Source organism: Streptomyces sp. NPDC088400 (genome assembly GCF_044753355.1).
In the GTDB taxonomy this organism is placed as follows: Bacteria; Actinomycetota; Actinomycetes; order Streptomycetales; family Streptomycetaceae; genus Streptomyces.
Window position 1 is genome coordinate 1 of sequence record NZ_JBIVMZ010000013.1, and the last position, 12,490, is coordinate 12,490.

Below are 12,490 nucleotides of genomic sequence, written 5' to 3' on the forward strand. Positions count from 1 at the left end.
TTTCGGATCCAGGTGAGCCATCAGGCCCAGGAATATCCCTCCAATTCCTCCCGGCTGAGCCGGGGATACAACAAGGCGCCTCGTGGCGCACATCAAGCGCTCGACGGTGTTTCGTTCCTTGTAGAGGTCTGCGTCGTGGCTGACCGGCCTGCCGCCCCGGCTGCCTTTCTTCTTTCGGTTGGCGGCCTGGTCCTTCTTCTCCGGGATGACCGCTGTGATATTGCGTTTCCGCAGGTAAGAACGGCTGGCGCGGGAGGAGTAGGCCTTGTCCGCAGCGACGGCGCCCGGCCGGGTGCGGGGCCGGCCGACCGGCAGGCGGACGCGGATCTTCTTCAGTACGGGGATGAACTGCGGGCTGTCCGCGGCTTGCCCGGCGGTCAGGACGAACGACAGCGGTCGGCGTTTTCGGTCGGCGGCGAGGTGAATCTTGCTGGTCAGCCCGCCACGAGACCTGCCGAGCAGGGCTTCCTTCAGACGGATCCCACGCCGTCGCCGGACGCGGCGCCGCTCGTCCCGCCCGGGAGCACATTCATCGCCCTGCCCGTTCTGTCCCGTCCTGCCGCCCCCTTTTGCCGGGCTTCTTCCTCCTCGGCGGCGGCCTCCTCCAAAGCATTCATGATCTCCTTGCCGATACGCATCCCGGCGGCGTCGTGGTGGCCGCGGACGGTGGTGGAGTCCACGCTGACCAGGGTCAAGTCCGACTTCCCCTGGCAGGCGGCCTCGGCGATCAGACCCGTCAGAAGCGCGCTGAAGACACCAGCGTTCCGCCAGACCCGAAAGCGTCCATAGACGGTCGGCCAGGGCCCGAATTCGCCCGGCATCTCACGCCACTGGGCACCGGACCGAAACCGCCAGATCACCCCCTCGAACTGATCCCGCAGCCGCTCGGGATACGGGCCGTACTCGCCGATCGGCACATACGGCTCGATCAACTTCCATTGATCATCGGTGAGTTGCCTGCGCGTCACAATCCTTGTTCTTACCGGATCCACCCTCCTGACGGATCCAGAACGACAAGATTGATCACGACATCACACACGCCCTAGTAGTGCTTGGTCAGGTGGGTATCGGTTCTGGCATGTCGCGGTGGGGCAGGCGCCGGTCCAGACCGCGAGGAGTAACTGCGGTTCGCGGGTGACCTGGTAGAGGCTCAGGCCGGCGCCGTTCCTTTCGGGGACCGGGTCAGTCGCTGCAGGGTGCAGAAGGCGTGGGCGACGGAGACGAGGGTGACGTGGTGGTGCCAGCCTCTCCAGGTGCGGCCCTCGAAGTGGGCGAGGCCCAGGGCCTGCTTCATCTCGCGGTAGTCGTGCTCGATGCGCCAGCGCAGTTTCGCGGTGCGTACGAGGGTGGCCAGCGGGGTGTCGGCGGGCAGGTTGGACAGCCAGAACTGCACCGGTTCGGGCTCGGTGGCGGGCCATTCGGCCAGCAGCCAGCGCACCGGCAGTTCCGGGCCGTCGGTGTTCTTGCGGATCTCGCATCCGGCGGGACGGATCCGCAGGGCCACGAACCGTTGAGTACATGCGCTTGACGCCGCTGCGGCCGCTGCCCGGCCGGGAGCCTTCCCGCCACTGCACCGGCCGGGCGGCCTGCTTGCCGGCCGCGATGACCAGGTTCTTCACCGCCTGCGCCGGCTCGGGGTAGGCGGGCCGGGGGCGAGGTCCACGACCGCCATAAGGCGGGATGTGCATCTGCGCCGCTTCCGGCTGGGCGGTCGTCGTGGTGGAGATGCCCACGACGTACTCGAGGCCGCGTTCTTCCAGGCCCAGTCGGAAGAGCGCGGTATCGCCGTAACCGCCGTCGGCGATGGCGAGGGGGACATCGATGCCCCACGATCTGGTCTCGTCGATCATGTCCAGGGCCAGCTGCCACTTCTCCACGTGCCCGATCTCTCCGGGGATGCCGCACAGGGCGCGGCGGGCGACCTTGGCCGCGTTGGCCCTGGGTGAGGCGGGATCCCAGCTCTCGGGCAGGAACAGGCGCCAGTCGACCGCCACCGAGGCACTGTCACAGGCCAGGTGCAGGGACACCCCGGCCTGGCAGTTGGTGACCTTGCCCGCGGTGCCGGTGTACTGCCGGGCCACACACGCCGACGCGTCCCCGTCCTTGAGGAAGCCGGTGTCATCGAGGATCAGCGCGGTCGGTTTGATCACGTGCTGCATCCGCCAGGCGAGGCGGGCACGGACATGCGCCGCGACCCCTGAACTGGTGGTGATGAAGTTCGCCAGAGCCTGCTGGTTGCCGTCCTCGCCCAGGCGGGCGGCCATCGGCTCGACCGACTTGCGCCGCACCTCCAACAGTAGTTCGCGCAGATAGACCGCTCCCCACCGGCGTTGATCCGCCCGCGCGAACGGCTCGAACATCTCCGCCGCGAACTCCTCCAGATCACACCGGACCGCGGCCAGCTCCACACCCATCACAACAGGTCAACGGAACAAGCGATCAAACGGACACGCCACCAGCGAGCGAACCTGACCAGGCCCTACTAGGTGCTTAGAAGGTGCTTGGTTCATGACCCAGCGGGTGCTCTGACCTGGACGTTCACGACTTCCTGACGATGCGTCAGCGATTTTGTGGGACGTATGTGGGATGAGGTGGTTTCTGAGGTTCGTGGCATCTTCGAGCAACTCCGTGGCCCGCCTCAATCTCGCACATCTTCTTCACACGCTCGAAGTCCCGGGCGGAAACAAACCTGCCCCTCCGCAGCCTTCGGCTGCGGACTCCTACTCACCCAACCCATCCGGGTCAACAAAGAGCAAAGCCGGCCGAGAAGGCCAGTTCAGGAAGGGTCCGCCCCGCGCGCCCGGGGATGAACCGCAACTCCGGGTGGGCGAGGACCACATCGATCGGTCCGCCCCGCGCGCCGAACCGGCGAGCTTCCCGCGGATGAGGACGCTGTTGCCGTCCGCCCCGCGTACACCGTGTCCTACGGCACTCCCTCCCGTCCGGCCCCGCGCGCCCGGGGATAATCCGGCCCCTTCGTTTCTTTCCCTGGTACGCGTATGCCGAGTCGAGTCCGTTGCCCCTCGGCGCCGTTCCTACGCCACAGGCCAGAACTGCAGCAGGTAGCTCTACTCGCCCGTTGCCCGCCCGGCGTGAATTCGCCCACGGCAGACGAGGATGAGCCCCACAGGACTGGAACGTTCTCCGGGACCATGTGAACGTACAACACCCAGGAAGCACGTGGTCGATAAGCGCCCCATCGGGTAACCGAAATGGAGCCTCTCCTGCCAATGCGCGCATTCCGATCCGTTCGACTGACCGCCCCGGCTCTCTTCGCTCAGTGTCCACCGGGCTGCGCGTTTGCGTCTGCGCGGTCGGCCTGTTCGGCGAGGACCTGCTGCAACGCGACTATCACCACGTCCGGGTCGTCCTCGCACATGTTGCGGAGCACCCTGGAGCCACACTCGGCACGCGGCCCGCACCATTGAGCCCTGAACGTGTCGTGGCGCGGAATCTTGACCGAATCACTGATGACGGACTGCTGGTGCTCGTTACGGACGGCACGACCCCAGCCCTGCGCTCATACCGATTGCCTTCCTGACCGCGGCAGGATCGGAGAAGCCGTCGGATTCATCCGATGCGGCGCGCAACATAGACCACGATCGCCGGTTAGCCAAACCGGCGATTCTCCGAATCATTGAAGCAACTCGCACCAATCACTTGGCGGTGGCGTCGTGCGGGTTGTTGTGTCCATCCATCTCGGGATACCCCTATGCCGCGTGATATCGCGCGGGGGCCTCAGAGTTGCAGAAGCGAGTGAGGCGAAGAGACCCGACAATGTGCGAATCACATGACGGAGCAATGATACGGCGCGAAGAGGCCAGCGACTGGCTCAAGCAACACTTCGCCAGCGATCCGAACCCCCAGATCCACCTTCGCTGGGAACCTGAAGCCGAACAGGACGACGGGGCATATCACAGGTTGCTGGCCCTCCTGTTCACACCCCGCTCTGACAGCCTATCGGCCTAGACTCCAAGCACAGGTGACCCCGACGACGCTGGAACGCCCCGGGGGCTGGCCAGTCGGAAGGACTGACGTGAACCAAGCTCTCACAGACGAGAAACAACGGCTGCTGACGGCGATTGACGCTGTTCTTCAGACAGCGGGCCCTAGACAGCTGCGAGCGGTCGCCTACCTCCGGGTCTCGACCGAGGAACAACTAAAGGGCTACGGCATCGCCTACACGGGGAAGCGGGTCGTCAAGCACATCGCCAAGAAGGAGTGGGCGCTGGTCGACGTCTTCGCCGACGAGGGCTACAGCGGCAGCCTTGATCACACCCAGCGCCCGGACCTCGGCCAGCTCATGAAGTTGGCGAGGCAAACGCCGCGCCCCTTCGATCTCGTCACCGTGTACGAGGAACGGGCCATCGGGCGCGCGGACAGGGCCTTCTGGCCCTGGGTGTGGGAGCTGCAAGACCTTGGCGTCTTCGTCGCCGTCACCAAGGGCGACTACGACAACACCTCAGACGAGGGCCGCTCGCGCATGCGCAAGGCCGCAGACCGCGCCGAAGACGAGCGGATCACCATCCGCGACCGCACACAGGGCGGGATCCAGGAGAAAGCCGAGGACGGCGGCCACTTCGGCGGCCGACCACCATTCGGCTGGCGCATCGTGAACAAGGGAGTCAAGGGCGAGAGCCACCTCACGCTTGACACTGACGGCGACGTGGACAGCGAGAAGTTGAGCCATGCCGCCCTTCGCATGGGCTGGCAATTCATCGTCAAGGAGCACAACAGCCGCAACAACGCCGCGAGGCGGCTCGATGCCCTCGGTTACGACTTCCCGACCGGCGAGGGATGGTGCGGCGAGACGCTGTACCGCATCCTCACCAGCCCACCCGTGCAAAGGGGCGTCCGCATCTTCCGGAACCCCGCGACGGCCGGACGGGAACGGGGCACCAAGCTGGACGCCGACGGCAACCCACTGTACGGCAGCACCATCGAGGTCAAAATCCCCCGAGCCTTCACCGAGGACGAGGTGCGACTGCTCAATGCCGCGCTGAAGCGACAGGCCCGAGGACACCGAGCCGATGATGCCACGCATCCGCTGTCGACCCGACTCTTCGGCCAATGCACCGCGCACTTCACCGGCAACACCCGCGACAGCGGCACGGACCGGGTATACCGTTGCTCGGGCAAGCACGAGCCCAAGGCGAAGGTGCGGAAGTCGGACTGCTCACAAATCGATGCTGGCGCGATCGAGAAGCGCATATGGACAGAGGTCTGCGCGCTGCTGTCGTCACCTGAGCGGCTGGCCACGATGGCAGATGACTGGGCCAGCATGGCGGCCGCATCAGGGACCAACCATGCCGACCGCATTGCCGAGCTGGAAGACCAACTGGCTGGGCAGGACGCTGCCATACAGGCAACTGTCCTCGCTGCCGCCCACAAGTCGGGCGGCGTGGCCAAAGCGATCAGCCAGGCCATCGAACAACTGGAGAAGGAGCGCGAGCACACCGAGCAACTGCTTACCGACGTCAAGGCTTGGCAACAGGAGAGCGAGGCGTCGGCACAGCGCGCCCGGGATCTTCAGACGCTCGCCGAGATCGCCCAGGAGCGGCTGCACGACATGACTCCCGTCGAGCAGGCGGAAGTCCTGGACTTGCTTGACATTCGTGTGACGCTCCTCGGCAACGTTCCGTCGCGCAAGAGTAAGGATGATCAGGTGGCCCAGTGGTTCCGGGCCAACGGCGGCATCGTACCGACGCTGACGGATGAAACCTGGGCGAAGGCGGAGCCCGTATTTACGGGCCCCTCTGCGGGACGGCCGACGCGGCCCCCGCGGCTGATGCTGGAGGCCCTGCTGCACAAGGCAGTCAGCCGCTGTTCCTGGCGTGAGATCGGCGAGCAGTACGGCCCGTGGCCGACAGTGGCGAGCACCTGGCGCCGTTGGAGCGAGCGAGGTGTCTGGGCCGAGGGCATGGAACTGTTGGCTGGCACGCCCGGCACGCCCGGCACGCCGATTCCGCCGGAGGAGATCGCCCTGCCGCCCATCAGGGTGGAGGGGCGGCTTGATCCGCAGCTTCTAGTTTCCACACAGGAGCCCTCTGCCGAAGGGCTCCCGTTGGGGAGTCCGATAAGGGGGTTGTTTCGGGTCCTGTGGGTTACTTCGGATCCCCAATGCGAGCGAACTTGGGAAAAACGGTCGCCCGAGGAGGTTCGGATCGTGTAAAGGGCAAGCTTGGGAGGGGTTACCGGCGGGTCTCGGGAGCGCCCGACCGCGGTCCTGCGATTAGGTTGGCGGGACGGAATCCTGGGGCACTTCGAGTCGCGATGGGGGCGAGCATGTCCATGCTTAAAGGAGCCAATCTTCTCGTGCCGGCGCCGGCTGTCCGCGTCGAATTGGGATGGAGCTCAGGGCCGGGGGTGCCGGACGTCGACGCCTCGGCGCTGCTGCTCGTGTCCGGAAAGGTGCGCTCGGACGCGGACTTCGTCTTCTACAACCAGCCGCAGCACGCGTCGGGAGCCGTACGCCACGAAGGCAAGAGGACCGGCGGCGACGGTGTCACGGACACGCTGACGGTCGACCTCGCGCGGGTCGAGCCCGGCGTCGAGCGGATCGTCCTGGCCGCCTCGGCCGACGGCGGCAGCTTCGGCCGGGTGCCGGGACTCCACGTACGGGTCCTGGACATGGCGGACGGCGGCGAGATCGCGCGGTACGACAGCCAGGACGCCACGATCGAGACGGCGTTCGTACTCGGCGAGCTGTACCGGCGTCAGGGGAACTGGAAGTTCCGGGCGGTGGGCCAGGGGTACGACAGTGGACTCGCGGGCCTGGCAAGGGACTTCGGGATCTCGGTCGACGAACCGCCGCAGCAGGCCGCCCCCGCAGCACCGGCCCCGGCTCCGGTCCGGCCGTCCCCGCCTGCCGCGCCGTCTCCTGCCGCGCCGGCCCAGCCCGCCGCGCCGCCCGCTCCCGCTCCGCCGCTCGCGGCCCCTGCCGGGCCTCCGGCCCCCGCCGCCGCTCCGGTACGGCTCAGCAAGGTGACGCTGACCAAGGACGCCCCGTCCGTCTCCCTCGCCAAGCAGGGCGGAACCTCCGGGACGATGCGCGTGAACCTCAACTGGCAGGTACGCAACCAGCTCAAGGGCTGGGGCGCCAAACTCGGCCGGGTCGTCGGCAACCAGGGCGAACTCGATCTCGACCTGTGCGCGCTCTACGAACTGGCGGACGGCCGCAAGGGCGTGGTCCAGTCGCTCGGCAATGCCTTCGGTGCGCTCAACCAGCCGCCGTACATCCAGCTCGACGGCGACGACCGTACCGGCGCGGTCTCCAGAGGCGAGAATCTCACCATCAACCTCGACCACAAGGACCGGCTGCGCCGTGTCGTCATCTTCGTCACGATCTATGAAGGCGCCCGCAGTTTCGCGGATCTCGACGCGACGGTCACGCTCCAGCCGCAGCACGGCGCCGCGATCGACTTCTCGCTCGGTGAATGCACGGTGGCGTCCACGGTCTGCTCGCTGGCGCTGATCACCAATACCGGTTCCGACCTCGTCGTCCAGCGCGAAGCGCGCTTTCTCGTCCCGGATCGCGGGGTCAGTCCGCAGCGCACCGTCGATTACGCCTATGGCTGGGGCATGAACTGGACGCCCGGCAGAAAATGAACCGTACCGAGGCTCCCGCGCGCCCCGCTCCGAGGGGGTAACGGGAGCTGGGTCGCTGTCACCGTTCCGGCGCGGCCCTGGGACGGGCGTACGTACGTCCCTTCCAGGCCGCGCCCCGGCCCCGGTAGTGCCGCACCGCGGAGTCGACCGTCATCAGCAGGTAGAGCGTCGCCGTGAACGGCAGCAACAGAGCCGGCCACAGCGACTGCCGGTAATAGCGCAGCATCGGCACGTACGTCCCGGCCATCACCGCCCACGCGGCGAACCCCAGCCACCCCGCCGCCGGGTCCCCGCCGAACACCCCGACGCAGAGCGCGACGGGCGGCGCCAGGTAGATCACCGCGAGTCCCGCCACCGTCCCCAGGAGCAGCAGCGGATTGTGGCGGAGCTGCGCGTAGGCGCTGCGCGAGACCATCCGCCACAGATCGGCCAGCCGCGGATAGGGCCGTACGCTGTCCACCCGCTCCGCCAGCCCCAGCCAGATCCGGCCCCCGCCGCGCCGTACCGCCCGTGCCAGTGACACGTCGTCGATGACGGCCTGATGGATCGCCTCCGGCACCCGCGCGCGCTCGGCGGCCTCCGTACGCAGCAGCACGCAGCCGCCGGCCGCGGCCGCCGTCCGCGCGCCGGGACGGTTGACCCAGCGGAACGGGTAGAGCTGCGCGAAGAAGTACACGAACGCCGGGACGACGAGCCTCTCCCACCCGCTCGTGACCCGCAGTCGCGCCATCTGCGAGACCAGATCGAGCCGGTGCGTCCTGGCGGCGGTGACCAACTCCCGCAGACTGTCCGGCTCATGGGCGATATCGGCGTCCGTGAGCAGCAGATACTCGGGGTCGTGGGCGCGGGCCAGCGCCATGCCGTGCCGCAGGGCCCACAGCTTTCCGGTCCAGCCGGGCTCCGGTTCGCCGGGTGTTGTGACGGTCAGCGGCAACCCGCCGTACTGTGCGGACAGTTCACGGGCCAGCGCGCCCGTACCGTCCGTGCTGCCATCGTCCACGAGGAAGATCTCCGCCTCGCCGGGATACACCTGCGTCAGCAGGGACGGCAGGCTCTCGGGCAGCACCGCCGCCTCGTCCCGCGCGGGGACGACGAGGGCGACGGAGGGCCACTGCACGGGATCGTCGTGATCCGAGACCGGGTTCGAGTCCGGGGCCGAGCCCGGGTCTCGGTTCCGGTCCCGGTCGTCGGCCTCGCGCGGGCGGCGTCCGGGCCTCTCGAACTCCTCGTGCGCGTGATCCTCGTACATCCGGTCCTCATGGGTGGGGAGCGCGGGCAGCCGCTGGTCCGTACGCCAGAAGAACCCCCGGCCCAGCAACAGCCAGCCCCACGCGGCCAGCGAACCCACGGCGATCCAGGCAATGGCGGTCATTCGCCGCAGTCTGCCCCACATTTCAGCGACCGCAAGGGGCGTCGACTATGGTGACCGGGTGAAGATCGCGCTCATGGACTCCGGCATCGGCCTGCTCGCGGCGGCTCGCGCGGTACGCGGACTGCGCCCCGACGCCGACCTGGTGCTCTCCTCGGACCCCGACGGGATGCCCTGGGGACCCCGTACTCCACGAGACGTCACCGAGCGCGCGCTCGTCGTCGCGCGGGCAGCCGCCGAGCACCGTCCCGACGCGCTGATCGTCGCCTGCAACACCGCGTCCGTACACGCCCTGCCCGCGCTCCGTGCCGAGCTGGAGCCGGACCTGCCGGTCATCGGTACGGTCCCGGCGATCAAGCCGGCGGCGGCCGGTGGCTGGCCCGTCGCGATCTGGGCCACCCCGGCCACCACCGGCAGCCCGTACCAGCGGGGTCTGATCAGGGAATTCGCCTCGGCCGTCGCCGTTACCGAGGTGCCGTGCCCCGGTCTCGCGGACGCCGTCCAGAACGCCGACGAAGCCGCGATCGACCACGCGGTGGCCACGGCGGCGGCGCTGACACCACGTGACGCGAGGGCCGTCGTGCTCGGCTGCACCCACTACGAACTGGTCGCCGACCGCATCCGGGCCGCCCTCCAGCAGCCCGGCCTGCCGCCCGTCGTCCTGCACGGTTCGGCGGGTGCGGTCGCCGCGCAGGCCATGCGCCGTATCGGGCACCCGCTCGCGCCGGGCGTCACGGCGATTCCGGCCGGAGAGGCCGTCCCGGCGATCTCTGGCGTCCCGGGAGTCGCCGGCGGCTCAGGGGCCTCGGGAATCTCTTTTGCCTCAGACGTCTCGGGCGTCTCAGGCGTCTCGTCGGGCCCACAGCTCACGGTGCTGCTCAGCGGCCGCGAGTCCAGCCTTCCGGGGGTCGCGCTCGCCTATGCCGAAGGACGGCTGCTCGCGGCTGTCAGCCAGGTGCACTGAGGCCGTCGGCCCCGCGCGGCGGCCCGTCGCCCCTGACGCGGAAGCCCGCGGACTTCCCACCGGGACCGCACGCGGGCCCTCGTGGCCGTACCGCTCCCTCCGGTGACCGGAGCACTGTCCCCGGAACGGAATCTGAGTACGCTGCTTGGCATGAGGGAGCACCCCCGACATGAGGGCCACTCCGCTGAGCCCTTGCCCGAAACCTGGTCCGGCCGCGCCACCAACCGTGTGCAGTGGCTGCTCGCGACCGCCGGCGCCGCATTCGTCGCGCTCGGTGTGGAGCTGGCCGTCGACTCCAACTGGGCCTCCGGAAACGCCGCCCTGTGGATGTCCGTCATCGGCTGTGTGGCGGCGGGCCTGCTGATCCTCTTCGGCACCCTGGCCTTCGTCCACGTGGCGGTCAGAGTGGAGGGGGACTGCCTGGAAGTGCGCTGTGGCCACATGGGTGTGCCGCGCCGCCGCATCCAGCTCGCGCAGGTGGTGGAGGCCGACTTCGTACCCCGGGTCACCCCACGCCAGTGGGGCGGCTGGGGCTACCGCTGGCGCCCCGAGAAGGGCACGGCGGTGGTGGTCCGCAGGGGCGAGGCCCTGGTCCTCAGACTGGGCGACGGCATGGTGTTCACGGTGACGGTGGACGACGCGGAGTCGGCTGTGAGGATCATCCGGCACCGCATGAACCTGCTCCCCGAGCCCGGCGCCGCGAAGGCCTGAACGCCGAAGCACAAGAGCCGCCTGCCTCCGTGCGGACACGCCGGTTCGGCCCGCGCAATCACCCGACCGGCCCATCCGGCCCATCCGGTATCCACGGGCGCCCCGACCCGGACCTGCTCCGGCGCCCGCCTCGCCGATGCGTCGGACCGCGTGCGCCGAGCCGCGTTCCCCGGCGCACAGCGGCCCACCGTAGACTCCGCCGGGTGAGCGCCACGATCACCACCGTCGAGACCCCTCCGCCCGCCCCGGCCCCCGGCGGTGGCCGGAAGCTGCTGCGACGGTTCGCCAGGCCGGGCGGGGCCGTGCTGTCCGGCCTCCTGCTCTACGCGAGCTTCCCGCCCCGCACCCTGTGGTGGCTGGCCCTGCCCGGCTTCGCCCTGCTGGCCTGGAGCCTGTACGGCCGACGGGCGCGTGCGGGACTCGGCCTCGGTTACCTCGCGGGCCTGGGCTTTCTGCTGCCGCTCCTGTTCTGGACGGGGGCGGAGGTCGGCCCGGGTCCCTGGCTCGCCCTGGTCGCGATCGAGGCGCTGTTCGTCGGTTTCACCGGCCTCGGTGTCGCGGCCGTGACACGGCTGCCCCTGTGGCCGGTCTGGGCCGCGGCCGTCTGGATCCTCGGCGAGGCCGTCCGTGCCCGGGTGCCGTTCGGCGGCTTCCCCTGGGGCAAGATCGCCTTCGGCCAGGCGGACAGCGTCTTCCTCCCGCTGGCGGCGCTCGGCGGCACACCGGTGCTCGGCTTCGGCGTCGTCCTGTGCGGCTTCGGGCTGTACGAGGCGCTGCGGCAGGTTCTCGCGTACCGCAGGACCGGAACGGTGCCGCGCCGGGCGGCGGCCACCGCCGCGCTCACCGTCTTCGCCCCCGTCGCGGTGGCGCTGGCCGCCCTGCCGCTGGTGAGCGACTCGGCCGAGGACGGCACCGCGACCGTCGCCGCCGTACAGGGCAATGTGCCGCAGGCCGGTCTCGAGTTCAACGCCCAACGCCGAGCGGTTCTCGACAACCACGTCCGCAGGACCCTGCGGCTGGCCGCCGACGTGAAGGCCGGCAAGGAGCCGCGGCCCGATTTCGTCCTGTGGCCGGAGAACTCCTCCGACATCGATCCGTACCGCAACTCCGACGCGCGCCAGATCATCGATCAGGCCGCCAAGGCGGTCGGTGTGCCGATCTCCGTCGGCGCCGTCGTCACCCCGGACACCGGACCGCTGCGCAACACCCAGATCCTGTGGGACCCGAAGCGCGGCCCGACGGTCACCTACGACAAGCGGCAGATCCAGCCCTTCGGCGAGTTCCTCCCGCTGCGCTCGGTCGTACGGACGATCAGCCCCGGCTACGCCGACATGGTGCGCCGTGACTTCGGACGCGGCACCAAGCCCGGCGTCTTCGACCTCGCGGGAACCAAGGTCGGGCTCGCCACCTGTTACGAGGCGGCATTCGACTGGGCCGTGCGGGACACCGTCACCCATGGCGCCCAGCTCATCTCCGTACCCAGCAACAACGCCACCTTCGACCGCAGCGAGATGACGTACCAGCAGCTCGCGATGTCGCGTGTCCGGGCCGTCGAACACAGCCGGACCGTAGTCGTCCCGGTCACCAGCGGCGTCAGCGCGGTCATCCAGCCGGACGGGAAGATCACCCAGCAGACCGGGATGTTCACGCCGGACGCGCTCGTCGCGAAGGTGCCGCTGCGCTCCTCGATGACCCCCGCCACCCGTCTCGGCACGCTGCCCGAGGGACTGCTGGCGGCGGTCGCCGTCGCTGGTCTTGGCTGGGTGACGGTCCGTTCCGTACGTGACCGTCGGCGCACGGCTGCGGAGGCCGGCGCGGCGACAGAGGCCGGTTAGGTC

At 69.1% G+C, this 12,490-nt stretch carries 6 protein-coding genes and 2 pseudogenes; 5 read left to right on the top strand and 3 right to left on the bottom strand.

The features are described 5' to 3' along the window. Window positions 1-90: 90 nt before the first annotated feature. Together ACIQD6_RS28195 and ACIQD6_RS28200 are read right to left on the bottom strand one after the other, a co-directional pair. Window positions 91-968, bottom strand: a pseudogene (locus ACIQD6_RS28195) (IS5 family transposase); the annotation flags it as partial. Window positions 969-1,150: 182 nt separating this feature from the next. Beyond that, window positions 1,151-2,414: pseudogene (locus ACIQD6_RS28200) on the bottom strand (IS701 family transposase). A gap of 1,622 nt (window positions 2,415-4,036) precedes the next feature. Here ACIQD6_RS28200 and ACIQD6_RS28205 point away from each other — a divergent pair. Beyond that, entirely contained in the window at window positions 4,037-6,172 is a 2,136-nt protein-coding gene (locus ACIQD6_RS28205; protein ID WP_401887539.1) for a recombinase family protein, read from the top strand. A gap of 101 nt (window positions 6,173-6,273) precedes the next feature. Continuing rightward, window positions 6,274-7,608 carry a TerD family protein gene (locus ACIQD6_RS28210; protein WP_401887541.1) on the top strand — a complete coding sequence of 445 codons (1,335 nt, stop codon included), beginning with the start codon at window positions 6,274-6,276 and terminating at the stop codon, window positions 7,606-7,608. Between the two features lie 58 nt (window positions 7,609-7,666). On the opposite strand, the gene ACIQD6_RS28215 is transcribed toward ACIQD6_RS28210, so the two are convergent. Continuing rightward, window positions 7,667-8,980 carry a glycosyltransferase gene (locus ACIQD6_RS28215; protein ID WP_401887544.1) on the bottom strand — a complete coding sequence of 438 codons (1,314 nt, stop codon included), beginning with the start codon at window positions 8,978-8,980 and terminating at the stop codon, window positions 7,667-7,669. Window positions 8,981-9,038: 58 nt separating this feature from the next. On the opposite strand from ACIQD6_RS28215, the gene ACIQD6_RS28220 reads away from it, so the two are divergent. The 3 genes from ACIQD6_RS28220 (at window position 9,039) to lnt (ending at window position 12,487) form a co-directional block, all read left to right on the top strand. Continuing rightward, on the top strand, window positions 9,039-9,941 hold the full coding sequence (locus ACIQD6_RS28220) for a glutamate racemase (RefSeq protein WP_401887546.1): 903 nt from the start codon (window positions 9,039-9,041) through the stop codon (window positions 9,939-9,941). A gap of 150 nt (window positions 9,942-10,091) precedes the next feature. After that, a complete protein-coding gene (locus ACIQD6_RS28225) occupies window positions 10,092-10,652 on the top strand; it encodes a hypothetical protein (protein WP_401887549.1) in 561 nt (186 codons plus the stop codon). A 203-nt stretch (window positions 10,653-10,855) separates the two neighbouring features. Then, a complete protein-coding gene (lnt, locus tag ACIQD6_RS28230) occupies window positions 10,856-12,487 on the top strand; it encodes an apolipoprotein N-acyltransferase (protein ID WP_401887552.1) in 1,632 nt (543 codons plus the stop codon). The last annotated feature ends 3 nt before the right edge of the window (window positions 12,488-12,490 follow it).